Raw genomic sequence first — 26,303 nt, 5'->3', positions numbered from 1 at the left:
ACGTGTCCGCGGTGGCCTCCACCGGTAACCTCACCCCCATGGCCTCACGTCCGACCGCAGCCAAGAAGGCGCCCGCCAAGAAGGCGGCCGCCGCGAAGAAGGCTCCGGCCAAGAAGGCCCCGGCTAAGAAGGCACCCGCGAAAAGGGCCCCCGCGAAGAAGGCGGCGGCCAAGAAGCCCGCGCCCAAGCCGGCACCCAGCCCCACCGGAGGCGTCTACCGGTTCGCGCGCGCCTGCTGGCTCGGCGTCGCCCACACCGTCGGTGCGCTCTTCCGCGGCATAGGGCGTGGCGCCAAGGGACTCGATCCGGCACACCGCAAGGACGGCCTGGCCCTCCTGCTGCTCGGCCTCGCACTCGTCGTGGCGGCCGGTACCTGGTCCCAGCTGCGCGGTCCGGTCGGCGACCTGGTCGAAATACTGGTCACCGGAGCCTTCGGGCGGCTCGACCTGCTCGTACCCCTGCTGCTCGGGACCGTGGCCGTACGCCTCATCCGGCACCCGGAGAAGCCGGAGGCGAACGGCCGGATCGTGATCGGTCTGTCCGCGCTCGTCATCGGTGTGCTCGGCCTGGTGCACATGGCGTGCGGATCGCCGGGCCGCAGCGCGGGCACCGAGGCCATAAGGGACGCCGGTGGCCTGATCGGCTGGGGCGCCTCGCGGCCCCTGGTCTTCACGATGGGCGAGGTTCTCGCCGTACCGCTGCTCGTCCTGCTGACGCTCTTCGGGCTGCTCGTCGTGACCGCGACCCCGGTGAACGCGATTCCGCAGCGGCTGCGGCTCGTCGGCCAGAAGCTCGGAGTCGTCCAGGACCCGGGGGCCGACGAGGAGACCTACGACGACGACCGCTACGAGGAGCAGTGGCGCGAGTCCCTGCCTGCGGGCTCGCGGCGCCGTTCCGCCGAACCCGGGGCGTACGACGCCGACCAGGCCGAGGAGGAGGCGCTCACCAAGCGCCGCCGGCCGCGCAAGAGTGCCGCGCAGCCCGCGGTCGACCGGCCGAGGGACGCCGTGGACGTGGCTGCGGCCGCCGCTGCGGCGCTCGATGGCGCGGTCATGCACGGCATGCCGCCTTCACCGATCGTCGCGGACCTCACGCAGGGCGTCGGGGTGGAGCGGGCCGAGTCGGAGCAGACGCCACTGCCGTCCGCGCGGGCCGGTGGGTCGGGGGCATCCGCCGGGGACGACCGCGACGGCGTGCCCGACCTGACCAAGGCCTCGAGCGAGGCGCCCCGGGACCTGCCCCCGCGCGCGGAGCAGCTGCAGCTCTCCGGCGACATCACGTACGCACTGCCCTCGCTCGACCTGCTCGAGCGGGGCGGCCCCGGCAAGGTGCGCAGTGCCGCGAACGACGCCGTGGTGACGTCTCTGAGCACCGTGTTCAGCGAATTCAAGGTGGACGCGTCCGTCACGGGATTCACCCGGGGACCGACGGTCACGCGCTACGAGGTCGAGCTCGGGCCCGCTGTGAAGGTCGAGCGCATCACCGCTCTCACCAAGAACATCGCCTACGCGGTCGCCAGCCCCGACGTCCGGATCATCAGCCCCATCCCCGGCAAGTCCGCCGTCGGCATCGAGATCCCGAACACCGACCGCGAGATGGTCAACCTCGGTGACGTACTGCGCCTGGCCGCCGCCGCCGAGGACGATCACCCGATGCTGGTCGGCCTCGGCAAGGACGTCGAGGGCGGCTACGTGATGTCCAACATGGCGAAGATGCCGCACGTCCTGGTGGCCGGTGCGACCGGTTCCGGCAAGTCGTCCTGCATCAACTGCCTGATCACTTCGGTGATGATGCGCGCCACCCCGGAGGATGTCCGACTGGTCCTCGTCGACCCCAAGCGTGTGGAACTCACCGCGTACGAGGGCATCCCGCACCTGATCACGCCGATCATCACCAACCCGAAGCGGGCCGCCGAGGCCCTGCAGTGGGTGGTGCGCGAGATGGACCTGCGCTACGACGACCTGGCGGCCTACGGGTACCGGCACATCGACGACTTCAACGAGGCCGTGCGCAACGGGAAGGCGAAGGCCCCCGAGGGCAGTGAGCGCGAGCTGCAGCCCTACCCGTACCTCCTGGTGATCGTGGACGAGCTCGCCGACCTGATGATGGTCGCGCCGCGGGACGTCGAGGACTCGATCGTGCGGATCACGCAGCTGGCCCGCGCGGCCGGCATCCACCTCGTGCTCGCCACGCAGCGCCCGTCGGTCGACGTCGTCACCGGTCTGATCAAGGCGAACGTGCCCTCGCGGCTCGCCTTCGCCACCTCCTCGCTCGCCGACAGCCGGGTCATCCTCGACCAGCCGGGCGCCGAGAAGCTGATCGGCAAGGGTGACGGCCTCTATCTGCCGATGGGGGCGAACAAGCCGACCCGTATGCAGGGCGCTTTCGTGACCGAGGAAGAGGTCGCGGCTGTCGTCGAGCACTGCAAGGCGCAGATGGCGCCCGTCTTCCGGGACGACGTCACCGTCGGCACCAAGCAGAAGAAGGAGATCGACGAGGACATCGGCGACGACCTCGACCTGCTGTGCCAGGCCGCTGAGCTGGTCGTCTCCACACAGTTCGGCTCCACGTCGATGCTGCAGCGCAAGCTGCGGGTGGGCTTCGCGAAGGCGGGCCGGCTGATGGACCTGATGGAGTCACGCAACATCGTCGGGCCCAGCGAGGGGTCCAAGGCGCGGGACGTGATGGTCAAGCCCGACGAACTCGATGGAGTGCTCGCGGTCATCCGCGGGGAGGCTTCCTGACAGAGGTGCCACAAGGACCTCCAAGGACCCACGCCTCCCGTCTTCCCGAAAGAATGCGGGAGGCAACCGTTTCTCCTTCGCATACGTCAAGTTGGACAGAGGGGTACGACGAAGGCGCGGCAGCGTCCGGACGGGCCATTCCGATGGCGTACAAACCCGTCCGCCCGGTTGCCCCACCCTTTCGTCACCCCCCTAGACTGAACCTCCAGCAGGTGGCTACACGCTCGAAAGGCGCCCCCGTGTCCATCGGCAACTCCCCTGAAGACGACCGCCCTTCGCCCGAAGACGACCGCCGCTCGCCGTACGACGTCGAGTTCGAGTCGGTCGGCAGCGTGCTCAAGCAGGCGCGTGTGGCTGCCGGCATGACCGTCGAAGAAGTCAGTTCCGAGACCCGGGTGCGCGTTCCGATCGTGCACGCGATCGAAAAGGACGACTTCTCCCGATGTGGCGGCGACGTGTACGCCCGCGGCCACATCCGCACCATCGCCCGTGCCGTGGGCACGGACCCGGCGCCGCTCCTCGCCCAGTACGACAGTGAGCACGGCGGGCGTCCGGAGCCGACCGCCGCCGCTCCGCTGTTCGAGGCCGAGCGCATCCGGCCCGAGCCCCGCCGGCCCAACTGGACGGTGGCCATGGTCGCGGCGATCGTCGTCGTGGTCGGCTTCGTCGGATTCACGCTCTTCAACGGCGGCGAAAGCGGCTCCGGCTCCAAGGATCCGGTCGCCGAGGGCACCCCCACATCGGGCAAGCCCGCTCCGAAGCCGAGCCCGTCCAAGCCGGCCGATCCCAAGCCCGACCCCGCCGACAGTGCCATCGCGGGTGCGCCGAAGGACAAGGTCACCGTCATGGTGAGCGCTCCCGAGGGGCGCAGCTGGATCTCGGCCAAGGACCACAACGGCCGACTGCTCTACGACGGCCTGCTCCAGAAGGGCCAGACCAAGACCTTCACCGACAAGCAGCAGGTCGACCTGGTGCTCGGTGACGCCGGTGCGATCAAGCTCTACGTCAACGGCGAAGAGGTCGAGGACGAGTTCGAGCCCGGCCAGGTGGAGCGGCTCTCGTACACGAAGGGCGACTCCGGCGACGATCCGCAGGTCGGCTGAGCAAGAGCGTTCCGGGTGGCCCCGGCCCCGCGATTCGCGGGCCGGGGCCGCTTGCTGCCCTCGCGGCGAGGGACCCGGCGGGGACGAAGTAGTCTTGACGTCATGCCCGAACGCCGCACCGTCGCCCTAGTCACCCTTGGCTGCGCCCGTAACGAGGTGGACTCGGAGGAGCTCGCAGGCCGCTTGGAGGCGGATGGCTGGGATCTCGTCGAGGACGCCTCCGACGCCGATGTCGCCGTGGTCAACACCTGTGGATTTGTCGACGCAGCCAAGAAGGACTCCGTCGACGCCCTGCTCGAGGCCAATGACCTCAAGTCCGCCGCAGGTGAAGGGGGAGCCCGGACCCAGGCCGTCGTCGCGGTCGGCTGCATGGCCGAGCGGTACGGCAAGGAGCTCGCCGAGGCGCTGCCCGAGGCCGACGGTGTGCTCGGCTTCGACGACTACACCGATATCTCCGACCGCCTCGGCACCATTCTGAGCGGCGGGGTGCACGCCCCGCACACGCCGCGCGACCGCCGCAAGCTGCTGCCGATCAGCCCGGCCGAGCGGCAGTCGGCCTCCGAGGTGGCGCTGCCCGGTCACGCGCAGGCGCCCGACGACCTGCCCGAAGGGGTCGCCCCCGCGTCCGGGCCGCGCGCCCCGCTGCGGCGCCGTATGGGCAGCTCGCCGGTGGCCTCGGTGAAGCTCGCCTCCGGCTGCGACCGGCGCTGCTCGTTCTGCGCGATCCCGTCGTTCCGCGGCTCCTTCATCTCGCGTCGGCCGAGTGACGTGCTGCAGGAGACCCGTTGGCTCGCCGAGCAGGGCGTCAAGGAGGTCATGCTCGTCTCCGAGAACAACACTTCGTACGGCAAGGACCTCGGGGACATCCGGCTGCTCGAGACGCTCCTTCCGGAGCTCGCGGCCGTCGACGGAATCGAGCGGGTGCGGGTCAGCTACCTGCAGCCGGCCGAGATGCGGCCCGGTCTGATCGACGTGCTGACGTCGACCGAGAAGGTCGCGCCGTACTTCGACCTGTCCTTCCAGCATTCGGCGCCCGACGTGCTGCGCGCGATGCGGCGGTTCGGGGACACCGAGCGGTTCCTCGGTCTGCTGGAGCAGATCAGGGCCAAGGCCCCGCAGGCCGGTGCGCGCTCCAACTTCATCGTGGGTTTCCCGGGGGAGACCGAGGAGGACGTCGCGGAGCTCGAGCGCTTCCTGAGCGGTGCACGCCTGGACGCCATCGGTGTGTTCGGCTACTCGGACGAGGACGGCACCGAGGCGGCCACGTACGACAAGAAGCTGGACGAGGACGTGGTGGCCGAGCGTCTCGCGCGCGTCTCGCAGCTCGCGGAGGAGCTGACGGCGCAGCGGGCCGATGAACGAATGGGCGAGACACTGCAGGTCCTGGTGGAGGCGGTGGGCGATGACGCGGGAGACGGGGCCGCGGTCGGCCGAGCCGCGCACCAGGCACCGGAGACCGACGGCCAGGTGGTGTTCCGCTCGGACCCGGGCTTGACTGTCGGTCGTATGGTCGAGGCGAAGGTCGTTGCCACCGAGGGCGTCGACCTGGTCGTGGAGTGTTTCGAGGAGGCGGGCTGATGACCGGAGTCCCGGCGTCCGCCGCGGGCGGGACGGGCCGTAAGTCGGCACCGGCGCCCGGCGGCAAGCTGGGTGCTGCGGCCGTCAATCAGGCCAGCCTGTGGAACATCGCCAACATCCTGACCATGGTGCGGCTGCTGCTCGTGCCGGGCTTCGTCCTGCTGCTGCTCGCCGAAGGCGGGTACGACCCGGCCTGGCGTTCGCTGGCCTGGGCCGCCTTCGCCATCGCCATGATCACGGATCTCTTCGACGGTCACCTGGCCCGGGCGTACGACCTGGTCACGGACTTCGGGAAGATCGCGGACCCCATCGCCGACAAGGCGATCATGGGGGCCGCGTTGATCTGTCTGTCCTGGCTGGGCGATCTGCCCTGGTGGGTCACCGGCGTGATCCTGGGGCGCGAGCTGGGCATCACGCTGCTGCGCTTCTGGGTGATCCGCTACGGAGTGATCCCGGCCAGCCGCGGCGGCAAGCTGAAGACGCTGTCGCAGGGCATCGCGGTCGGTATGTACGTACTCGCGCTGACCGGGCCGCTGGCGTCCATCCGGTTCTGGGTGATGGGCGTGGCCGTCGTACTGACCGTGGCGACCGGGCTCGACTACGTGAAGCAGGCGATCGACCTGCGGCGGCAGGGGATGGCCGCGGCCGCGGAGCGCGCCGAGTGACGTCCTCGGCGTCGGACGTCCGGGCAGCCGATGCGCTGCGGCTTCTGGCCGCACGGGGTGAGACGCTCGCCGTCGCCGAATCCCTCACCGGCGGTCTGGTGGCCGCAGAACTCACCGGGGTGCCCGGTGCCTCCCAGGTGTTCGTGGGATCCGTCACGGCGTATGCGACGAGGATCAAGCGGGACGTCCTCGGTGTCGACGGGGATCTCCTCGCGGAGCGCGGTGCGGTGGATCCGGATGTCGCGCTGCGGATGGCGCAGGGCGTGCGCCGGGCGTTGGGAACCGACTGGGGGATCGCGACCACCGGAGTCGCGGGACCCGACCCGCAGGACGGCCGGGAGGTCGGCACGGTCTACGTCGCGGTGGCTGGTCCGGCGCACGCGGGCGTACCGCCGGCCGCCGGGCAGCGCGGGGCGCCGGGATGTCCGGAGGATGGGAAAGTGGTTGCTCTGCGGTTGAACGGCGACCGTTCGGAAAACCGTAGGGAGAGTGCACGGAGCGTGCTCGGACTGCTCGCGGATCAACTCCACGGAAATGCGCGGGCACAGGATACGGAACAGAACGGGGAGTCTTGATGTTTGCAGCCCTGAGTGAACACGACATCGCTCCCCGCACGGCCGCCGCGCGAGGCGGTACGGTGGGGCGTGAAGGATGCGGTTACACGGTCCGAGGAGGGAGCCACCGATGATTCTGCTCCGTCGCCTGCTGGGTGACGTGCTGCGTCGGCAGCGCCAGCGCCAGGGCCGTACTCTGCGCGAAGTCTCCTCCTCCGCCCGAGTCTCGCTCGGTTATCTCTCCGAGGTGGAGCGGGGGCAGAAGGAGGCTTCCTCCGAGCTGCTTTCCGCGATCTGCGACGCGCTTGACGTACGGATGTCCGAGCTCATGCGCGAGGTCAGCGACGAGCTCTCGCTCGCCGAGCTGGCCGAGTCCGCTGCGGCCGAGCCGGTGCGTGAACCGGTCACTGCCGGAGTACGCCCGATGCTCAATTCGGTGTCGGTCACCGGAGTACCGCCCGAACGCGTCACGATCAAGGCTCCGGCCGAAGCGGTGGATGTCGTGGCGGCCTGACGCGGCGGCGATCACCAGCAAGCTTGCAGAGCCCCGACCGGGTTGTCCGGTCGGGGCTCTGTCGCTGTGCGCGGACGGTCGCCGAGTGTCAGCGTTCGATCGCCTGTGCCATGGTTGATGTGGATATGTGCCTTCTCGGGGATTTCGTGGCTCGGGGACCGGGCCTAGGAGGACATGCATGAACGTGGTGAAGAGTCCGCTGACCGATGCGGACCTGAAGACGGTGTCCGAGGCGCTGCAAGGCGCCCTCGTCGATCTGATCGACCTCTCGCTGGTGGCGAAGCAGGTCCACTGGAACGTGGTCGGGCCGCGCTTCCGGTCCGTGCATCTGCAGCTCGACGAGGTGGTGGACACGGCGCGGCAGCACTCCGACACGGTGGCGGAGCGGACCTCGGCGCTCGGGGTGCCGCCCGACGGCAGGGCCGGGACCGTGGCGGCCAGCAGTGGGATCGAGGCCGTGCAGGAGGGCTGGGTCAAGGACCGGGACGCTGTCGGCACGCTGGTGGACGCGCTCGGCGCGGTCATCACGCGCATGCGGGAACGGGTCGTCGCGACCGGCGATCCCGACCCGGTGAGCCAGGACATCTTCATCGGCATCACTGCGGACCTCGAGAAGCATCACTGGATGTTCCAGGCGGAGAACAGCTGACGGGCGCGCGCCGCCCCTGCACGCCGTGCCTTCGCGCTGTGCGCCGTAGAGCGGTCCGGACGGGTGCGGGGTGCGCCGCGTACGCCCGAGCGGTGCGCACGCCTTCGTGCGCTCTGCCGGACGGTGGTCGCCCGGAAGTTCCGGTGGGTAGACCGGGACTCCGGGGCGGGCAGAAGAGTCGGCCGTCCGGTGTCTGCCTGAGGAGGCTGCCATGGCAGGACGCAGTGTGCGGTGGCGGGTCCTCGGTGCGCTCGGCCTGGGTCTGGTGTGGTGGTGGGCCGTGCTGCGGGTGGTGTTCGTGCCGGAGGCGGCGGGGGTGCTCGAGGGGGCGGTCGCGGCCGGAGGGTGGGGCCTGAGTCTGCTGCCGGTGCACTGTGTGCCGCGCGAGCGGGCCGCTGGGGTGCGGCGCGCAGTGACGTCCCCCGGGGGAAAGCCGCGCGAGGCGATACCGGCCGGCGAGGCGATATCGAGGGGGCTCCCGGAGCGGTGGCGGGGTGGGGTCACCAGGGCATGGCGACGCCGCCGTTGGGGCGGACGATCTGGCCCGTCGTGAACGACGAGGCGTCCGAGGCGAGATGCAGTACGGCGTGCGCGACGTCCTCGGCCTCGCCGACCCGGCCGAGCGGGGACATCCGAGTGAGCTGCCGTACGGTCCTCGCCTGTGCCTCGGCGTCGTGCCGGTCCGTCATCGGGGTACGGATCCAGCCGGGCGCGACGGCGTTGACGCGGATGCCGTGCGGGCCGACCTCCGTGGCGAGGGTCTTGGTGAGCTGGACGACGGCTGCCTTCGAGGCGCCGTAGCAGAGCAGTCCGGAGCCGCCTGTGTCGACCGCGCCCGAGGCCATGGTGACGATGCTGCCGGGTCGACCGGCGGCGATCATCGAACGGGCCGCCTCCTGGCAGGCGTACAGAACGCCCTTGAAGTTCACGGCCAGAACGCGGTCGAGGTCGGCCTCCGTGGTCTCCAGGACCGTGCTGCTGTGCATGATGCCGGCGACGGCGGCGAGCACCGTGAGCCCTTCGGCCCGGTCCATCGCGGCGCGGAGCTGCTCGCGGTCGGTGACGTCCAGGGTGTGGGTGTGCGCGGTGGCGCCCGAGGGCCTGATCGCGGACGCGGTCTCGCGAAGGCCTTCCGGATCACGGTCCGCGCAGTGCACGGTGGCGCCGGCTTCCGCGAGGAGGACCGCGGTGGCGCGTCCGATTCCGCTCGCCGCGCCGGTGACGAACGCGGTGCGGCCGGTGAGGTCGTACGCCTTGACGGGCATGTCCGGACCGTACGAGGTTTTCTGACGGGTCGTCAATTGGTTGGTCGGGGCGTTCCGGGCGTCGGGCCCGGGCCCGACTGGCAGCGCGGGCACCAGTACGTGGGGCGGTCGCGGGTTCCGTCGCCCTGCTGGGCCGAGCGTACGGATGTGCCGCAGCGAAGGCAGGGGCGCGGGGCCCGGCCGTATACGTACAGGAGCTGGTCGCGGCGGCCGGTGGTGGAGCGCCCGGGGCGGTCGCGGTTGGCTTCGAGGAGTCGCTTGGCGGCGGCGACGAGCCGGTCGGGGACGGTGGCGGGGAGTTCGCCGACCGGCAGCCAGGGAGTGGCGCCTGCCACGAAGCACAGTTCCGACTTGTAGATATTGCCGATCCCGGCCAGGTTGCGCTGGTCGAGGAGGGCCTCACCGAGGGGGCGTTCGGGGGTGCGCAGGAGGTTCTGCAGGGCCACGTCCGGGTCCCAGTCGGGGCCGAGCAGGTCCGGGCCCAGGTGTCCGGTCACGCGCTCCTCGGTGTCGGTGCGGAGCAGGTCGAGGACGGGGAGGCGGTAGCCGACCGCGGTGCGCTCGGCGGTGCCGAGAATGGCGCGGATCTGGTGGCCGGGGCCGCCGCTCCAGCGGTCGTGGGCGGCGTACACCTTCCAGGAGCCGTCCATCCGCAGGTGGGAGTGGAGCGTGAGGCCGCCCTCGAAGCGGGTCAGCAGGTGCTTGCCCCGCGGGACCACCTCCAGGACCGTGCGGCCCGTCAGGTCAGCGGTGGCGTACTTGGGAACCCGCAGGTCGGAGCGGGTCAGTACGTGGCCGGCGAGTGCGGTGTGCAGCCGCTTCGCGGCCTGGTGGACCGTGTCTCCTTCGGGCATGGGTCCATGATGCCGAAATGGCCTGGGGTGGCGCCGGTGCGGTGCGCCGGGAGGGTCATGCCCGTATGCGCATGCCGCGCGGTGTCGCGTGGAAGCCGGCCGACTCGAGGAGGGGGCCGAGCGGGGAGGTCAGGGCCGGTGCGCTGTTGATGCGCTGCACGGTGACCGTGCCGAGGGAACCGGCTGCGGCCGCGCCTGCCAGAGCCTCGGCTGCTGCTCGCAGACGCGGGTCGTCGGGCGAGGCTTCCTCCTCGGCGCCGGCCGGCCAGGCGAGCAGTGTCTTCCCGCCGCGCTCCATGTACAGGGCCAGGGAGCCGTCGACCAGGACGACGAGCGAGCCCGCTTTGCGGCCGGGCTTGTGGCTCGCCCCGGATGGCGGCTCCGGCCAGGACAGGGCGGCGCCGTAGGCGTTGGCGGGGTCGGCTGCCGCGAGGACGATGGCGCGCGGGCTGTCGTGCTGGTCCTCGCGCTCCTGTGCGTTCGCCGTCGCGCGCAGGCGGTCCACCGCGCCGTCCATCGCGAACTGAGCTGCGCCGAGTCCCTCCACCACGTAGCCGCGGCGGGCCTGGCCGCTGTCCTCGAAGACGGACAGGACGCGGTACGCCGCGGCGAAACCGCCCTCGACGCCCTCCGCCGCCACTGCGCCGCGCGTGACCACTCCGTGCCGGTCGAGGAGTGTGCGGGCCAGTGCGTGGGCGCGCACCGTGGCGTCCGGCTCGCGGGGTGGGAGCAGGGACCAGCGGCCCGCCACGGTCGGCGGGCCGGTGCGTGAGCTCGGACGTGCGCCGGACAGCGCTCCGTACCGTCCGCGCGGGATGCTCCGCTTGGCGCGGTGTGCCGTCGAGCCCGCGGTGCGGCCGGAGCCGAGGAGGGAGCGCAGTGGCGCCAGGGTGTCGTTGGTGAGACGGCCCGACCAGGCCAGTTCCCAGATGACGTCGGCCAGTTGGGGGTCCGGTACGTCGGGGTGCGTCGTGGCACGGATCTGGTCGGCGATCTGGCGGAAGAACAAGCCGTACCCGCCGGCGAGGGTGTCGAGCACCGACTGATGGAGCGCGGTCGGCTCCAGCGGGTGCGGCTCGGGCAGCAGCAGAGGTGCGGCATCGGCGAGATACAGCGAGATCCAGCCGTCCTTGCCTGGCAGGGAGCCCGCGCCTGCCCAGACGATCTCACCGGTGGTGGTCAATTCGTCGAGCAGCGCGGGTCCGTATCCGCGGACCCGGGACGGCAGGACCAGCTTCTCGAGTGCGGAGGCGGGCACCGACGCACCCTGCAACTGCTCGACGGCGCGCACCAGTCCGTCGATGCCGTGCACCCGCTGACTGTCCAGGTGCTGCCACTGGGGCAGGAAGCCGGCCAGAGCCGTCGGTGGCACCGGCTCGACCTCCTGGCGCAGCGCCGCGAGTGAACGGCGCCGAAGTCGCCGCAGCACGGTGGCGTCGCACCATTCCTGACCGATGCCTGCCGGGTGGAACTCGCCCTCGACCACCCGTCCGGCGCCCGCGAGCCGCTGCAGCGCGCCCTCGGTGACGGCGGCGCCCAGGCCGAAACGCGCCGCGGCGGCCGCCGTGGTGAACGGTCCGTGGGTACGTGCGTACCGGGCCAGGAGATCACCGAGTGGATCCTTGACCGGCTCGGTGAACGCCTCCGGGACCCCCACCGGAAGTGCCGTGCCCAGCGCGTCCCGCAGCCGGCCCGCGTCCTCCACCGCGGCCCAGTACGGGGCGCCGGCGATCCGCACCGGGATCGCGCGGCGGGTGGCTGCCAGGTCCGCCGCCCACGCCGGGTCCGCGCCGCGCTCGGCCAACTCGGCCTCGGTCAGGGGGCCGAGGAGGCGCAGCAGGTCGGCGACGCCCTCCGCGTCCTTGACCCGGCGGTCCTCGGTGCGCCACTGCAGCTCCTGCTCGAGCTCGGTGAGGATGTCGGCGTCGAGCAGTTCGCGCAGTTCCGCCTGGCCGAGGAGCTCGGCCAGGAGCCGGGAGTCGAGGGACAGTGCGGCGGCGCGGCGCTCCGCCAGCGGGGAGTCGCCCTCGTAGAGGAACTGCGCGACGTAACCGAACAGCAGGGAGCGGGCGAACGGGGACGCCTGGGGCGTCGTGACCTCCACCAGGCGCACCCGGCGGGCCTCGATGTCACCCATCAGCTCCGTCAGGCCCGGAACGTCGAAGACGTCCTGCAGGCACTCGCGCACCGCCTCGAGGACGATGGGAAACGAGCCGAACTCGCTTGCCACCTGCAGGAGTTGCGACGCGCGTTGACGCTGCTGCCACAGCGGGGTGCGCCGGCCGGGACTGCGCCGGGGGAGCAGCAGTGCGCGGGCCGCGCACTCGCGGAACCGGGAGGCGAACAGCGCCGATCCGCCGACCTCGTCGGTCACCGTGCGCTCGACCTCGCCCTTGTCGAGGACGATGTCGGCCGCGCCCACCGGCGCCTGCTCCGCGTCATACTCCGCGCCGGTATCGGCCGGGTCCTGGTCGAGCAGGTCGAGGCCCATCAGGTCGGCGTCGGGCAGTCGCAGGACCAGGCCGTCGTCGGCGTGCATGACCTGTGCGTCCATCCCGAAGCGCTCGGTCAGCCTGGCACCGATGGCCAGCGCCCACGGTGCGTGCACCTGGGCACCGAACGGGGAGTGCACGACCACCCGCCAGTCGCCCAGCTCGTCACGGAAACGCTCGACGACGACGGTCCGGTCGTCGGGGACGTGGCCGCAGGCCTCGCGCTGCTCGGCCAGGTACGCCAGGACGTTGTCCACCGCCCAGGCGTCGAGGCCCGCGGCCGTCAGGCGTGCTCGGGCGGCCGCGTCGTCCAGACCGCCCAGCTCGCGCAGGAACGCGCCGAGCGCACGGCCGAGTTCGAGCGGGCGGCCCAGCTGGTCGCCCTTCCAGAACGGCAGTCGGCCCGGCACTCCGGGAGCGGGGGAGACCAGGACCCGGTCGCGGGTGATGTCCTCGATCCGCCAGGAGCTGGTGCCCAGGGTGAAGACGTCGCCGACGCGCGATTCGTAGACCATCTCCTCGTCCAGTTCGCCCACCCGGCCGCCGCCCTTGCGCGGGTCCGAGCCGGCCAGGAAGACGCCGAACATGCCACGGTCGGGGATGGTGCCGCCGGAGGTCACCGCCAGGCGTTGGGCGCCGGGCCGCCCGGTGACCGTGCCTGCCACGCGGTCCCAGACGACGCGGGGCCTGAGCTCCGCGAAGGCGTCCGACGGATAGCGGCCGGCCAGCATGTCCAGTACGGCGGTGAAGGCGGACTCCGGCAGCGAGGAGAACGGGGCCGCGCGCCGCGCCACCGCGAGCAGGTCGTCCGCCTGCCAGGAGTCGAGGGCGACCATGGCGACCAGCTGCTGGGCCAGCACGTCGAGCGGATTGGCCGGCACGCGCAGGGCCTCGATGGCGCCGTCCCGCATCCGCTCGGTGACCACGGCCGACTGCACCAGGTCGCCGCGGTACTTGGGGAAGACGACGCCGGTGGAGACGGCGCCGACCTGGTGCCCCGCTCGCCCGACCCGCTGCAGACCGGAGGCCACCGACGGGGGTGACTCCACCTGGACGACCAGGTCGACCGCGCCCATGTCGATGCCGAGTTCGAGACTCGAGGTCGCCACCACCGCGGGGAGCCGGCCCGCCTTGAGGTCCTCCTCGACCTGGGAGCGCTGTTCCTTGGAGACCGAGCCGTGGTGCGCCCTGGCCAACACCTGCGGTGCCCCGCGGGCCGCGCCCGACTGGGCCATCACCTCGCTCGGGGAGTGGTCCTCGGGCATCGCCTCGCCGGTGGCCCGCTCGTACGCGATCTCGTTGAGCCGATTGCACAGACGCTCCGCCACGCGGCGGGAGTTGGCGAAGACGATCGTCGAGCGGTGGGCCTGGACCAGGTCCGCGATCCGCTCCTCGACGTGCGGCCAGATCGAGGGGCGCTCGGCCTGGCCGTCGTCCGCGTCGGCGGCGGGGGAGCCGCCCAGCTCTCCGAGGTCCTCGACCGGCACCACCACCGACAGGTCGAACTCCTTGCCGGACGGCGGCTGGACGATCTCCACGCGCCGCTGGGGCGACAGGAAGCGTGCCACCTCGTCCACCGGACGCACCGTCGCGGACAGGCCGATACGGCGGGCCGGGCGGGGCAGCAGCTTGTCGAGGCGCTCGAGGGACAGGGCGAGGTGCGCGCCGCGCTTGGTGCCGGCGACCGCGTGCACCTCGTCGAGGATCACCGTGTCGATGCCGGCGAGAGCCTCGCGGGTGGCGGAGGTGAGCATCAGGAACAGCGACTCGGGCGTGGTGATCAGGATGTCCGGCGGCCGGGAGGCCAGGGCGCGGCGCTCGGCGGCGGGGGTGTCGCCCGAGCGGATGCCGACCTTGACCTCCGGCTCGGGCAGGCCGAGACGTACCGACTCCTGCTTGATGCCTGTCAGGGGCGAGCGCAGATTGCGCTCGACGTCGACCGCGAGGGCTTTCAGGGGCGAGATGTAGAGCACCCGGCAGCGGCTCTTCGGATCGGCGGGCGGCGGGGTGTGGGCGAGCTTGTCGAGCGCGGACAGGAACGCCGCGAGTGTCTTGCCGGAACCTGTGGGCGCCACCACCAGGACGTCGGACCCCTCGTCCAGGGCACGCCAGGCTCCCTCCTGGGCGGCCGTGGGCGCGGAGAAGGCCCCCGCGAACCAGTTGCGCGTCGCGGGGGAGAAGGAATCCAGAGCAGTCCCGGCCATGTCCCCCATCGTGCACCGCATCACTGACAATCGCCCGGACCTGCGAGGATGTGAGGATGGCCGAGCAGGAATGGGCGCGTTACTGGCAGCCCGCGCAACTGCCGGGCGTCGATCTGCTCCGCGCCCGGTACGTGCGGCACGCCTTCCCCCGGCACAGTCACGAGGGCTATGTGCTCGGCGCGGTCAGTGGCGGGATCGAGGACGTGGTGATGCCCGGCGGCACCGTCCACGCCGCCCCCGGCAGCGTCGTGATGATCAATCCCGAGGTGCCCCACGCGGCGCGGGCCGGGGCGCCGGAGGGCTGGGCGTACTCGACGCTCTATCCGTCGGCGGAGTTCGTCGCCACGGTCGCCGCCGAGATCACCGGGATACGGGGCACTCCGGGCTTCGCCGAGACGGACGTCACCGATCCGCACGGGGCGCATCTGATACGTGAGGTCCACCGGGCTGCGGAGGAGGGCAACGCCTTGGCCGCCGACAGCGTCCTGCGCGTCCTGGTCGTCCGGCTGCTCCGGGAGTACGGCACGTCACTGCCCGCGCGCACGCTGGTCTCCGCCGGCTCGGGGAAGGCGGCACGCGCGCGTGCGGCGCTCGAGGAACGGATGGAGCAGCCCCCGTCCCTCGAGGAGCTCGCCAAGGAGCTCGGCACCAGCCCGTTCGCTCTGCTCCGGGCGTTCCGCCAGGCGTACGGAATGCCTCCGCACGCCTGGCTCACCAACGCGCGCGTGCGTCGCGCCCGCCGTCTCCTCGACGAGGGCGGTACGCCCGCACAGGCGGCCACCGCGGTCGGCTTCACCGACCAACCGCATCTCAACCGCCACTTCCGGCGCATCGTCGGGGTGCCGCCCGGTGCCTATGTGCGCGAGCGCAAGAACGTACAAGACCTGCCGTCGGCAGGGCCCGTAGCGTCGCCGACGTGGCAGAACAGACAGCATCCGCAGCAGTCCGCGCCGGTGAAGGACCGGGGTCCGGCGCGGCATCCGCAGGCCCCGGGGAAGCCGGGGAAACGCTGACCGCCCCGGTGGACAAGGCCGATTCCGCCGTCGTCAGGGACGCGCTCGGGGTCGGGGTCGCGGTCGGCCTCTCCGGCTTCGCCTTCGGCGTGACATCCGTCGGCAACGGTCTCGACGTTCTCCAGACGTGCGCCTTGAGCCTGCTGGTGTTCACGGGCGCCTCGCAGTTCGCCCTCGTCGGTGCGCTGGCCGGCGGCGGCAATCCGTTGACCGCTGCCGCCGGTGCGTTCTTCCTCGGGGTACGCAACGCGTTCTACGGGCTCAGGCTGTCGCAGCTGCTGGCCCTCCCACGCGCGGTGCGGCCGTTCGCGGCGCATTGGGTGATCGACGAGACGACGGCGGTGACCCTGGCGCAGCCCACCCGGCGTGCCCGCCGGATCGGGTTCACGGTCACGGGACTCACGCTCTACGTCCTGTGGAACCTGACCACGCTGCTCGGCGCCCTGGGCGCGGACGCGATCGGCGACACCGCGGCCTGGGGTCTGGACGCGGCGGGACCGGCCACCTTCCTCGCGCTGCTCGCGCCGATGCTGCGGACCACCACGGAGCGCGCTGTGGCGCTGCTCGCGGTCGTGGTCGGTCTGGGACTGCTGCCGGTGCTCCCCGCGGGCGTACCGGTTCTCGTGGCGGCCCTTGCGGCGCCCACGGTGCTCTACGCGGAGGGGGTCAGGGCGCGCCGGAGGCGCGAGGGGCCGGACAGGGACCGGCCGCAGGACCGCACCGCATCCCCGGAGTCCGGGGACACACAAGTCAAGTCCGCGAAGGATGCGGGCACTTCGACGCCCGGGCCCGGCACGGAGCCCACGCACGACGCTCACGCACCGGAGGACGAACGGTGAACATCTGGCTCGCGATCGCACTCACGGCAGTCGGCTGCTACGCCGTCAAACTGCTCGGACTCCTGGTACCTGCCGGAGCGCTGGAGCGGCCCATGGTTCAGCGGATGGCCGCGCTCCTGCCGGTGGCACTGCTCGCGGCGCTGACCGCCCAGCAGACCTTCGGCGAAGGAGCCCACCTGATCCTGGACGCCAAGGCCGCCGGTCTGGCCGCTGCGGGCGCCGCGTTCCTGCTGCGGGCACCCTTCCTGGTGATCATCGGGGTGGCGGTCCTCGTCACGGCGGGCGTGCGCGCCATGGCCGGCTGACCACGCGCGCGTGGACCGTGGTTCACGCGCGCGTGCGGTCCTCGGTCAGCCGGGCAATCGCCCGTACGCGCGCAATGTCAGGAGAGCCTCGATGGTGACGATCGGACGCCATTCCAGTGCTGTGCCAGGGGCCCACTCCCGCCAATGGATGGGCCAGCCGCCGTCCTCCCGCTGTTCGCCCGCCAGGAAGTCGAGCGACCGTGCCATCTCCGCGTCCGTGAACCAGGAGCGGGCGAGCGACCCGGGCACGCGCGCGTAGTCGTGCGGGAAGTGGTGCTCACCGGGCGCGTAACCGGGCGCCACCGGCCAGTCCTCCCGCCGCCCGGGGGCGAGGACCGCGAGCCGCTGTTCCCTGACGAGGCGGCCGAGGTGCGCGGCCGCCGCCTCGGCGCGGGGACGATCGGCGGCACCGTCGAGGAAGGCGACAGCCGCTTGGATCTCGTACGGGTGCGTCGTACCGAGAGCCTCCACGGCCGACCAGCAGAAGTCGGTGGCGCGGAACAGCCAGGCGTGCCAGACCTGGCTACGGTGCAGCACGCCGACCACCGGGCCGGTCGCCAGGAGATCGCTGGGCGGGTTGTCGACGATCGGCACGAACGGCGCCGACGGATAACCACGCTGGCTCGGATGGATCGCGGGCAGCGCACCGTCGGCGGTCGACACGTCCGACAGGTACCGGCAGACGCGCTCCGCGCGCTGGCCGCCGCAGCGTCCGATCCCGTCGAGCACCCGCAGGGCGTGCGCCGTGTGAAGCGGCTGGCTCACGGGACCGCGCAGATCGGGCTCGAGTGCGTGCCCGTACCCGCCGTCCTCGTTGCCGTACGCGCTCAAGGCGCTGTCGACGCCGTCGGCGGTCCCGCCGAGGAAGTGGTGGGCGAACCGGCGCTGCTCGAGGACGCGCGCGGTGAGCCAGACGAACTGCTCGGCATGCGCGAGCGACGTACGCCGGGCGGGCCCGGGGAACGCGTCTGCACGCGCGCGTGGAGACGTTCCGTATGCCGTGGAATCAGCCATGCGTCGAACGTAGGCCGCCGTGTGCGTGAGGCACATGGTTCCGGTTCGGCTGCACTCTCAGGGGCGCGATAATCGAGTCATGCGGTTGACGGTTTTCTGGGAGCGGATGGACGAGCACTTCGGTGCGGGCTATGCGGACACCTTCGCGCGCGACCATGTGATGGCCGAACTCAGCGGACGGACGGTGCACGACGCGCTGGACGCGGGGTGGGAGGCCAAGGATGTGTGGCGTGCCGTCTGTACAGCGATGGGAGTGCCGGCAGAACACCGCTGAGCGTCCCCGGCGGCAACGGCTCTGAGGGCTGGCGGCGCCCCGACGTGCGACGTGCCGGAGCGGGCGACGCGGGCACATCGTGCGGGGGCACCTTCCGGATGCGCGAGACTTGGCCCGTGGCATCGACTGAAGAGCATCTGCGCGACACCGACCCACCGCCTCCTGCGGTGCCTCCCGCCCCTCCCACGCCCGGTGGCGCGGAGCGCATGCCGCGGTGGCTTCCCCGCGCGATGGTGCTGGCGCTGGCCCTGATCGCCTGCTTCCAGCTGGGCAGTTGGGCGTTCCATCAGCTGACCGGTCTGCTGATCAACATCCTGATCGCGTTCTTCCTGGCGCTCGCCGTGGAGCCGGCCGTCAGCCGGATGTCCCATCACGGAGTCCGCCGGGGATGGGCCACCGCGATCGTCTTCCTCGGTGTGATCGTCGCGGCCGCGGGCTTCGTCACCATGCTCGGATCGATGCTCGCCGGGCAGATCGTCGACATGGTCGAGGACTTCCCGAAGTACCTCGACACGGTGATCCGCTGGATCAACTCGACGTTCCACACGGAGCTTTCGCGCTTCGAGCTGCAGGACAGCATCGTGCACTCCGACTGGCTGCAGAAGTACGTCCAGAACAGCGCCTCGGGCGTCCTGGACGTCTCGGCGCAGGTGCTGGGCGGCCTCTTCCAGCTGCTCACCGTCCTGCTGTTCTCGTTCTACTTCGCGGCCGACGGGCCGCGGCTGCGCCGCGCCCTGTGCTCGGTGCTGCCGCCCGCGCGGCAGGCGGAGGTACTGCGGGCCTGGGAGATCGCCGTCGACAAGACCGGCGGCTATCTCTACTCGCGCGGCCTGATGGCCCTCATCTCGGGTGTCGCGCACTACGTCCTCTTCGAGGCCCTCGACATCCCGTACGCCCCGGCGCTCGCGGTCTGGGTCGGCCTGGTGTCGCAGTTCCTGCCCACCATCGGCACCTATCTGGCCGGTGCGCTGCCCATGCTGATCGCGTTCACCGTGGACCCCTGGTACGCGCTGTGGGTGCTGATCTTCGTGGTGGTGTACCAGCAGTTCGAGAACTACATGCTGCAGCCGAAGCTGACCGCGAAGACCGTCGACATCCACCCCGCGGTCGCCTTCGGTTCGGTCATCGCGGGAACGGCCCTGCTGGGGGCCGTCGGTGCCCTGGTCGCCATCCCGGCGGTGGCGACCCTGCAGGCGTTCCTGGGGGCGTACGTGCGGCGCTACGACGTGACGGACGACCCCCGGGTGCTCGGCCGTCGCAGGGGCGGCGCTCCGCTGCTCGCCCGGCTGCGCAGGCAGCTGCGGACGCCCAGCGGTTCGGCGCCGGAGGACCCGTAGCCGGGCTGCTCGTGCAGAGGCCGCGTTGCTGCCGACGGCACGACCCGCGCCGATGACGTCGCGGAGGTACCGCGGGCCGACCCCTCGGCCCGCGGTGGCCAGGCCGTCACCGCCCGCTCACCGGTGCTGCGGCTCAGGCACCGTCTCCTCGGGGGAGGGGCGCTCGTGCCGTTCCAGCCGGACCTCGGGCAGCAGCCGGCGGAGCCGGCCGGGCAGCCACCACGCGCGCGTACCCATCAGTTGCATCACCGCGGGGACGATCAGGCAGCGGATGACCACGGCGTCGAGCAGGATCGCCACAGCCAGGCCCAGACCGAACTGCTGGAGCATGCGGTCGGGGCTCATGACGAACGCGGCGAACACCACGATCATGATCGCCGCGGCAGCGGTGATGATCCGACCGGTCGCCGCGAGGCCTTCGCGTACGGCGGTCTGCGGGTCTTTCGTGCGTTCCCACTCCTCGTGGATGCGCGAGAGCAGGAAGACCTCGTAGTCCATCGACAGGCCGAAGACGATCGCGAAGATCATCACAGGGATGAACGCCTCGATCGGTCCCGGTTCCACGCCGAACCAGCCGTGCTGGAAGACCAGCGTGATCGCCCCGAGTGCGGCACCGATGCTGATCAGGTTGAGCACTGCCGCTTTCAGCGGGATCAGTACCGACCGGAAGACGACGAGCAGCAGCACCGTCGACAGCCCCACCACGATCGCGACGAACAACGGCATCCGGTCGGACACCGTGGACGCGAAGTCCTCGGTGGCAGCCGTGGCGCCGCCGACCAGGAGCGTCGCGCCCGTCTGCCGCTCCAAGGGCGGAAGTGTGCTGTCCCGGAGCCGGTCGACGAGTCGCGAGGTCGCCTCGTCCTGCGGAGCCGATTCGGGGAACACCAGGAGGGTGGCGACGGATTCGTCCCGCGACGGCATCGGCCCGCTCGTCGCGGCCACGCCCGGAGCGCCGGCCAGGGTCTCGGCCACGGTGGACGCCGCCCGCGCTCCCGCGGTGTCGCCTCCGTCGGGTGCCCCACCGGTGTCGGCGACCACGAACAACGGCCCGTTGAAGCCGGGGCCGAAGCCGTTCGCGAGCAGGTCGTACGCCTGCCGGCTGGTCTTCGTCTCCGCATCGTTACCCGCGTCCGCGAAGCCGAGCCGCATGTCCAGGGCGGGCGCGGCCAGCGCACCGAGCGCGACCACCGCCAGCACCAGAGCCGCCCACGGCCGTCGCTGCACCCCCCTGGCCCAGCGCCGCCAGCTCGCGCCCTCCGCCCGCTCCGCCTTCGCCGCGCGTGCGGCGACCTGCCGCTGGATGCGGCGGCCCGTCAGGCTCAGCAGGGCCGGCAGGAGTGTCAACGAGGCGGCCATGGTGACCAGGACGGTCAGCGCCACCGCGAGCGCCACTCCCTGCAGGGACCCGAGGCCCAGGGCCACGAGACCCATCAGGGCGATGATCACGGTGCAGCCGGCGAAGAAGACGGTGCGGCCCGCGGCGTCGAGGGCCGAGCGGGTCGCCTCCCCCGGCTCCGTACCCCGCAGCAGCTCGCCCCGGAACCGCGAAAAGATCAGCAGCGCGTAGTCGATACCGACACCCAGACCCACCAGCATCAGGATCGGCGGGGTGAAGTCCGCGACAGTCGCCAGGTGGGAGGCCAACGCGATCAGCCCGACAGAGGTGCCGACCGCGAACAGTGCGGTCACCACCGGCAGGCTCGCCGCGACCAGGGAGCCGAAGAGGAACACCAGGATCACCAGCGCTCCCAGGATGCCCACGCCTTCCGCCGCGCCACCCTCGCTCTCCTGGGCGGAGCGTGCCGCGTCGCCTCCGACGGCGGTGCGCAGCCCGTCACCGGCCGCCGCGTCGGAGGCGTCGATGATCTTGCGGACGTCTTCCTTGGGGACGCTCTCCGTGTCGCCGTCGAGCGTGACGGTCGCATAGCCGACGGTGCCGTCCCGCGAGACCGCGGCGCGGTCCGCGTACGGACTGCGCACGTCCAGCACGCTCGGCAGCGTCCCGACCTTCGCGAGCAGCCCGTCCACGCGTTGCTTGACGACCGCTCCTCGGATGCCGCCGTCGTCCTGCAGCACGATCTGCACCGACGCGTCCGCCTGCGTGGCGCCGTGCTTCTCCAGAACGTCCTGCGCCTGCTGCGAATCGGTGCCCGGCAGCGAGAAGTCGTTGTGGTACGCGCTGCCGACGGCCATCGAGGAGGCGGTGGCGCCGATGAGGACGGCCACCCACAGGACCAGAGCGCGCCGGCGGTGCGTGTACGAGAAGGCAGCGAGCCGCGCGAAGACTCCGGCCCGGCCGGAGGTGGGCGGTGCAGTGCTTGGCATGGGAACAACTCCGAAGGAGACGGCCGACGGTGGCAGCCGACGACCGAGGTCGGCCGTGGCCGGCCGACCTGGACCTCGGTCAGGGAGTCAGCGTCCGCCCGCGGTTCACTTCTCGTCGTCGGCCGACGGATGACACTGCGCGTACCCCCTCGGTTGTGGGCGCCTCGGAGGCAGGTACTCCGGGAGTTGTGGTGCACGCGCGCGTAGGAGGATCAGGTTTCGGCCGTCTCTGTCGCCCGTCTACGCGCGCGTGGAGCGCGACGGCGCAGGGGCACTGTCAGCGGAGCCAGCCGGGCGTGATCATCCCGGACTCGTAGGCGAGGATCACCAGCTGGGCGCGGTCCCGCACATCCAGCTTCGTCATGATGCGACTCACGTGCGTCTTCGCGGTGGCGGGCGACAGCACGAGCCGCTGGGCGATCTCGTCGTTCGACAGCCCCTCGCCGACCAGGCCCATCACCTCGCGCTCGCGCTCGGTCAGGGCGTTCAGGCGGGGGCTCGGATCCGGCTGCCTGCTGCGGCCGGCGAACTCCGCGATCAGGCGGCGGGTCACCGCCGGGGCGATCAGCGCGTCGCCCCTGGCCACCACGCGCACACCGTGCAGCAGTTCCATCGGTTCGGTGTCCTTGACCAGGAATCCCGAAGCCCCCGCGCGGAGCGCCCCGTACACGTAGTCGTCGACGTCGAAGGTGGTCAGGATGACGACGCGGACACCTTCGAGGCGTTCGTCGGCGGTGATGTGCCGCGTCGCCTCCAGACCGTCGAGATCCGGCATGCGGATGTCCATCAGGACGACGTCCGGCCGCAGTTCACGTGCGAGGCCGACGGCCTCCTCGCCGTCCGAGGCCTCGCCCACCACCTCGATGTCGTCCTCGTCGTCCAGGATGGACTTGAAGCCGGCCCGCACGAGGCGCTGGTCGTCGGCGAGCAGCACCCGGATCGGTGGGGTCATGGGTGGTCTTCTCCGCTCCGGACGTCGTGGTTCAGCGGCAGTCGGGCGCTGACCCGGAAGCCCTCGGGTGTGTTGTGTGCCGTGAGTTCTCCGCCGAACGCCTTCGCTCGTTCGGCCATGCCGCGAACGCCGCTGCCGTCGGTGCGGCCGGTCCCCTGGCCGCGCCCATTGTCGTCGACCCGTACACGCAGGGCGTCGTCAGCGTAGGTGAGGGTCACGCGCGCGTGGCCGGCGCCGGAGTGCCGTGCCACGTTGGTCAGCGATTCCTGAACGATGCGGTACGCGGCCAGGTCGAGCGACGGCGGCAACGGGTACGGGCTGCCCACGGTCTCTGTCGAGACATCGATACCGGTGCTCCGTGTGCGCTCGACGAGCGCCGCGAGCCGCTCCAGACCGGCCGCGGGGGCTGTGGGCGCGGGTTCGTCCGCCCGGCGGAGCATGCCGAGGGTGGCGCGCAGTTCGCGCAGCGCCTCCTTGCTGGTGTCCTTGACCGCCTTCAGGGCCTCCTCCGCGGAGGCGAGTGCGAGCGCGGGGTCCGGCTTCTTGCCGATCCGGTGCAGGGCGGCGCTGGACTGCACGTTCACCAGCGAGATGCTGTGGCCCAGCACATCGTGCAGTTCGTGCGCGATTCGCAGCCGTTCCTCGCCCGCGCTCTGCTCGGCGCGCGCCTCCTGCTCGCGTTCGGCCGCGAGCGCGCGCTGCTCCGCCTCGTGCAGGTACTCCGACCGTGTGCGCTGGGCCCGCCCGATCGCGACCAGACTGATCAGCCAGCCGCTGAGCATCGCCAGCGAGGTGTCGTCGATCTGGCGGGTGTCGGAGGACTGGGTGAACTCGCCGAGGGCTACGGCGATCAGGGCGACCACGGCGAGGATCACAGCGGCCACGAACCGCCCCTCGGCCGCCACCGTGTACAGCGCGATCGCGAAGGTGACCATGAGCGGACCGTCGTAGACGCTCACCGGGTAGTACGCCGCACAGGCGAGCAGCGTGAGTGCGGCGACGGCCACGGGACGTCGCCGGCGGAAGTACAGCGCGCCGCAGCCGACGACGATCAGCAGCCAGCCGCCCAGCGCGCGGGACGTCGTCTCGGACTCGTACCGCGTCACGATCAGGGTCCAGGCGATCACGAACGCCGAGACCAGCAGTGTCAGGGCGAGGTCGGCAGCACGCCCGCTCAGCCGGTGTCCGGCGACGGTGGGGTGGGCCATGCGCTGAAGGATAGGCGCCGCGGTCCCCGCGGTCCGGCCGGCTCCGCGCGACGTGCCCGCCGGCAGGGAGCCGCTGACGGACACCACGCGCGCGTGGAGTCGGGTGCCCACCCCGAGTGGGGGTCCGGCGGGCCGACCGCAGGACGTTGATGCACCCGCGGGGCCGTGTCCGGGTGGACTGCGAAACCACGTCTGATGAAGGCCGGCTGCTCCTGGTGTCCACCCCGCAGGCGCCGAGGCCCGCGAGCGGATGGAGCTGCTGCGTGTCCTGGGCAGTCGAGGATTCCCCGTGGGGCGGACGACGTCGTAGGCCGGGCCGGGTCAGCCGATGTCGTAGGTCAGATGCGTCGCGTTCGGCGTCGTGACCACCCTCCGCTGCCGCAGACTGCGCGGCGTCCCACCGGTGAACAGGGGGGTCCCGGAGCCGAGCACGACGGGCGCGAGGTGCAGGATCAGTTCGTCGACGAGACCGGCGTCGAAAGCCGAGCCGACAGTGGCTCCGCCACCCATGAGGACGACGTCGAGGTCCTCGGCGCCCGTGGCCGAGGCGGCCTCGGCGCGCTCGCGCGCGGCGGCGACCGCGTCCGGCAGGCCGGTGGTGACGAACGTCCAGTCGAGGTCGGCGAGCCGAACCGACTCCGGTACCGAGCCGGTCACGACGACGAACGCGGGCCTGGTCGCCTCGCGGGCGCCGTAGCCGACCCGGTCGTCCCAGCCGTCCGGACCGTCGACCACGTCGAAGAGCCGGCGGCCGAGGACGACGGCGCCGGAGCGAGCGGTCCCTTCACGCAGGATCCGCTGGTCGTCGGGGTCGTCGGAGAACGCCCAGAAGTGCAGGGCGTCACCGCCGTCGCCCATGCCGTTGGCCGGGCCGGGATCGGGGCCGGTGACGAAGCCGTCGAGGGAGACCGAGATGTCCGCGGTGATTCGAGTCATACCGAGGCAGACTCCGTTCACCGCCCGAACTCATCTCGCGCGGCCCGCCACTGGCCATGGCTCGGCGTCCGAGGAAGGGCGCCCGTCGAGCGGACCGTTGGAGACGGCGCGTGCCTCGCCGCGCGGTGGCGGTGCGGCAGCGCGTGGCGCGGTTCCGCTTGACAGGGAAATCGAACATCCATTCATATGGGAGATCCGGCCCAGTGTTTCCGGGGGTTCACGAGGGGCCTGCGGGGAGTTGTCCACAGGCGGGAGACGGTGTCGAAGCGCATTGTCAGTGGCACGCGCTAGCGTCGTGGACGTGAAGCGATCGACTCAAGCAAATCGGGTGGAACCCATGGCAGGTACGGACCGCGAGAAGGCGCTCGACGCCGCACTCGCACAGATTGAACGGCAGTTCGGCAAGGGCGCCGTGATGCGCATGGGCGAGCGGCCGAACGAGCCCATCGAGATCATCCCCACCGGTTCGACGGCGCTGGACATCGCGCTCGGCGTCGGCGGTCTGCCGCGCGGCCGCGTGGTGGAGGTGTACGGCCCGGAGTCGTCCGGTAAGACGACCCTGACGCTGCACGCCGTGGCCAATGCCCAGAAGGCCGGCGGCGCGGTGGCCTTCGTGGACGCGGAGCACGCCCTCGACCCCGAGTACGCCAAGAAGCTCGGCGTCGACATCGACAACCTGATCCTCTCCCAGCCGGACAACGGCGAGCAGGCGCTCGAGATCACGGACATGCTGGTCCGCTCCGGTGCCATCGACCTGATCGTCATCGACTCCGTCGCGGCGCTCGTGCCGCGCGCGGAGATCGAGGGCGAGATGGGTGACTCGCACGTCGGTCTCCAGGCCCGTCTGATGAGCCAGGCACTCCGCAAGATCACCAGCGCGCTCAACCAGTCGAAGACCACGGCGATCTTCATCAACCAGCTCCGCGAGAAGATCGGCGTGATGTTCGGCTCCCCGGAGACCACCACCGGTGGCCGGGCGCTGAAGTTCTACGCCTCGGTGCGCATCGACATCCGCCGCATCGAGACCCTGAAGGACGGCACGGACGCGGTCGGCAACCGCACCCGCTGCAAGGTCGTGAAGAACAAGGTCGCACCCCCGTTCAAGCAGGCGGAGTTCGACATCCTCTACGGCCAGGGCATCAGCCGCGAGGGCGGCCTGATCGACATGGGCGTGGAGCACGGCTTCGTCCGCAAGGCGGGCGCCTGGTACACGTACGAGGGCGACCAGCTCGGCCAGGGCAAGGAGAACTCCCGCAACTTCCTGAAGGACAACCCCGACCTGGCCAACGAGATCGAGAAGAAGATCAAGGAAAAGCTCGGTGTCGGTGTGAAGCCGCAGGAGCCCGAGGCGGAGCCGGGTACGGACGCCGCGGTGGGCGCCCCGTCAGCCGATGCGGAGGCCAAGGACGCGAAGACGGTGCCCGCGCCGGCCTCGAAGGGGAAGACGCCGAAGGCCGCGGCGGCCAAGAGCTGAT

22 protein-coding genes and 1 pseudogene are annotated in these 26,303 nt (G+C 71.4%); 15 read left to right on the top strand and 8 right to left on the bottom strand.

Features of this window, described 5'->3' with window-relative positions; genetic code table 11:
- Positions 1–2: 2 nt before the first annotated feature.
- From DSC45_RS31125 to DSC45_RS31090, 8 genes are all read left to right on the top strand, one after another.
- Positions 3–2,744: a DNA translocase FtsK gene (locus DSC45_RS31125; protein WP_119295346.1), complete on the top strand. Its 2,742-nt coding sequence runs from the start codon at positions 3–5 to the stop codon at positions 2,742–2,744.
- A gap of 239 nt (positions 2,745–2,983) precedes the next feature.
- Positions 2,984–3,847, top strand: a complete 864-nt coding sequence (locus DSC45_RS31120) for a helix-turn-helix domain-containing protein (RefSeq protein WP_240434949.1) — start codon at positions 2,984–2,986, stop codon at positions 3,845–3,847.
- A gap of 102 nt (positions 3,848–3,949) precedes the next feature.
- Positions 3,950–5,425, top strand: coding sequence for a 30S ribosomal protein S12 methylthiotransferase RimO (rimO, locus tag DSC45_RS31115; protein ID WP_119295344.1), 1,476 nt, complete (start codon positions 3,950–3,952; stop codon positions 5,423–5,425).
- Complete coding sequence (gene pgsA, locus DSC45_RS31110; RefSeq protein ID WP_119295343.1) at positions 5,425–6,090, top strand: CDP-diacylglycerol--glycerol-3-phosphate 3-phosphatidyltransferase; 666 nt, start codon at positions 5,425–5,427, stop codon at positions 6,088–6,090. Before rimO ends, pgsA begins: the two co-directional genes overlap by 1 nt.
- Positions 6,087–6,665 carry a CinA family protein gene (locus DSC45_RS31105; protein ID WP_119295342.1) on the top strand — a complete coding sequence of 193 codons (579 nt, stop codon included), beginning with the start codon at positions 6,087–6,089 and terminating at the stop codon, positions 6,663–6,665. Before pgsA ends, DSC45_RS31105 begins: the two co-directional genes overlap by 4 nt.
- 109 nt (positions 6,666–6,774) lie before the next feature.
- Entirely contained in the window at positions 6,775–7,158 is a 384-nt protein-coding gene (locus DSC45_RS31100; RefSeq protein ID WP_119295341.1) for a helix-turn-helix domain-containing protein, read from the top strand.
- Between the two features lie 178 nt (positions 7,159–7,336).
- Positions 7,337–7,807: a Dps family protein gene (locus DSC45_RS31095; protein ID WP_119295340.1), complete on the top strand. Its 471-nt coding sequence runs from the start codon at positions 7,337–7,339 to the stop codon at positions 7,805–7,807.
- Between the two features lie 211 nt (positions 7,808–8,018).
- The gene (locus tag DSC45_RS31090) at positions 8,019–8,360 is read left to right on the top strand and encodes a hypothetical protein (protein ID WP_119295339.1); all 342 of its coding nucleotides are present in this window, start codon (positions 8,019–8,021) and stop codon (positions 8,358–8,360) included.
- Here DSC45_RS31090 and DSC45_RS31085 read toward each other — a convergent pair.
- Genes DSC45_RS31085 through DSC45_RS31075 form a run of 3 tightly spaced genes read right to left on the bottom strand, consistent with a single transcriptional unit; the run spans position 8,308 to position 14,622 of the window.
- The gene (locus DSC45_RS31085; protein WP_119295338.1) at positions 8,308–9,072 is read right to left on the bottom strand and encodes an SDR family NAD(P)-dependent oxidoreductase; all 765 of its coding nucleotides are present in this window, start codon (positions 9,070–9,072) and stop codon (positions 8,308–8,310) included. The genes DSC45_RS31090 and DSC45_RS31085 overlap by 53 nt on opposite strands.
- Positions 9,073–9,104: 32 nt before the next feature.
- On the bottom strand, positions 9,105–9,926 hold the full coding sequence (locus DSC45_RS31080; RefSeq protein ID WP_119295337.1) for an Fpg/Nei family DNA glycosylase: 822 nt from the start codon (positions 9,924–9,926) through the stop codon (positions 9,105–9,107).
- 55 nt (positions 9,927–9,981) lie between these two features.
- Positions 9,982–14,622 (bottom strand): ATP-dependent helicase, encoded by a 4,641-nt coding sequence (locus DSC45_RS31075; protein ID WP_119295336.1) that lies wholly within the window; start codon positions 14,620–14,622, stop codon positions 9,982–9,984.
- A gap of 56 nt (positions 14,623–14,678) precedes the next feature.
- Between DSC45_RS31075 and DSC45_RS31070 the strand changes: the two genes are divergently transcribed.
- Genes DSC45_RS31070 through DSC45_RS31060 form a run of 3 tightly spaced genes read left to right on the top strand, consistent with a single transcriptional unit; the run spans position 14,679 to position 16,779 of the window.
- A complete protein-coding gene (locus tag DSC45_RS31070) occupies positions 14,679–15,635 on the top strand; it encodes an AraC family transcriptional regulator (RefSeq protein WP_119295335.1) in 957 nt (318 codons plus the stop codon).
- Entirely contained in the window at positions 15,632–16,474 is an 843-nt protein-coding gene (locus DSC45_RS31065; RefSeq protein WP_240434953.1) for an AzlC family ABC transporter permease, read from the top strand. The genes DSC45_RS31070 and DSC45_RS31065 overlap by 4 nt, the downstream gene beginning before the upstream one ends.
- The gene (locus DSC45_RS31060) at positions 16,471–16,779 is read left to right on the top strand and encodes an AzlD domain-containing protein (protein WP_119295334.1); all 309 of its coding nucleotides are present in this window, start codon (positions 16,471–16,473) and stop codon (positions 16,777–16,779) included. The genes DSC45_RS31065 and DSC45_RS31060 overlap by 4 nt, the downstream gene beginning before the upstream one ends.
- A gap of 45 nt (positions 16,780–16,824) precedes the next feature.
- On the opposite strand, the gene DSC45_RS31055 is transcribed toward DSC45_RS31060, so the two are convergent.
- Positions 16,825–17,793, bottom strand: coding sequence for a hypothetical protein (locus tag DSC45_RS31055; protein WP_119295333.1), 969 nt, complete (start codon positions 17,791–17,793; stop codon positions 16,825–16,827).
- Between the two features lie 79 nt (positions 17,794–17,872).
- On the opposite strand from DSC45_RS31055, the gene DSC45_RS31050 reads away from it, so the two are divergent.
- Together DSC45_RS31050 and DSC45_RS31045 are read left to right on the top strand one after the other, a co-directional pair.
- Entirely contained in the window at positions 17,873–18,067 is a 195-nt protein-coding gene (locus tag DSC45_RS31050) for a DUF3046 domain-containing protein (protein WP_119295332.1), read from the top strand.
- Between the two features lie 206 nt (positions 18,068–18,273).
- Positions 18,274–19,404: an AI-2E family transporter gene (locus DSC45_RS31045; protein ID WP_119295331.1), complete on the top strand. Its 1,131-nt coding sequence runs from the start codon at positions 18,274–18,276 to the stop codon at positions 19,402–19,404.
- A 117-nt stretch (positions 19,405–19,521) separates the two neighbouring features.
- Here DSC45_RS31045 and DSC45_RS31040 read toward each other — a convergent pair whose 3' ends face one another.
- The 3 genes from DSC45_RS31040 to DSC45_RS31030 all read right to left on the bottom strand — a co-directional run bounded on the left by DSC45_RS31040 (position 19,522) and on the right by DSC45_RS31030 (position 23,892).
- Positions 19,522–21,732 carry an MMPL family transporter gene (locus DSC45_RS31040; RefSeq protein ID WP_119295330.1) on the bottom strand — a complete coding sequence of 737 codons (2,211 nt, stop codon included), beginning with the start codon at positions 21,730–21,732 and terminating at the stop codon, positions 19,522–19,524.
- A 277-nt stretch (positions 21,733–22,009) separates the two neighbouring features.
- Positions 22,010–22,684, bottom strand: a complete 675-nt coding sequence (locus DSC45_RS31035; protein ID WP_119295329.1) for a response regulator — start codon at positions 22,682–22,684, stop codon at positions 22,010–22,012.
- Positions 22,681–23,892 (bottom strand): sensor histidine kinase, encoded by a 1,212-nt coding sequence (locus DSC45_RS31030; RefSeq protein WP_119295356.1) that lies wholly within the window; start codon positions 23,890–23,892, stop codon positions 22,681–22,683. Before DSC45_RS31030 ends, DSC45_RS31035 begins: the two co-directional genes overlap by 4 nt.
- A gap of 116 nt (positions 23,893–24,008) precedes the next feature.
- On the opposite strand from DSC45_RS31030, the pseudogene DSC45_RS36670 reads away from it, so the two are divergent.
- Positions 24,009–24,202: pseudogene (locus DSC45_RS36670) on the top strand (transcriptional regulator); the annotation flags it as partial.
- 11 nt (positions 24,203–24,213) lie between these two features.
- On the opposite strand, the gene DSC45_RS31020 reads toward DSC45_RS36670, so the two are convergent.
- Positions 24,214–24,828 carry a dihydrofolate reductase family protein gene (locus DSC45_RS31020; RefSeq protein ID WP_119295328.1) on the bottom strand — a complete coding sequence of 205 codons (615 nt, stop codon included), beginning with the start codon at positions 24,826–24,828 and terminating at the stop codon, positions 24,214–24,216.
- Positions 24,829–25,165: 337 nt separating this feature from the next.
- Between DSC45_RS31020 and recA the strand changes: the two genes are divergently transcribed.
- Positions 25,166–26,302: a recombinase RecA gene (recA, locus tag DSC45_RS31015; RefSeq protein WP_119295327.1), complete on the top strand. Its 1,137-nt coding sequence runs from the start codon at positions 25,166–25,168 to the stop codon at positions 26,300–26,302.
- The last annotated feature ends 1 nt before the right edge of the window (position 26,303 follow it).

The organism is Streptomyces sp. YIM 130001 (assembly GCF_003574445.1).
Lineage (GTDB): Bacteria > Actinomycetota > Actinomycetes > Streptomycetales > Streptomycetaceae > Streptomyces.
Note: the sequence above shows the minus strand (reverse complement) of the source record. Positions and strands in the feature narration are given on the sequence as shown.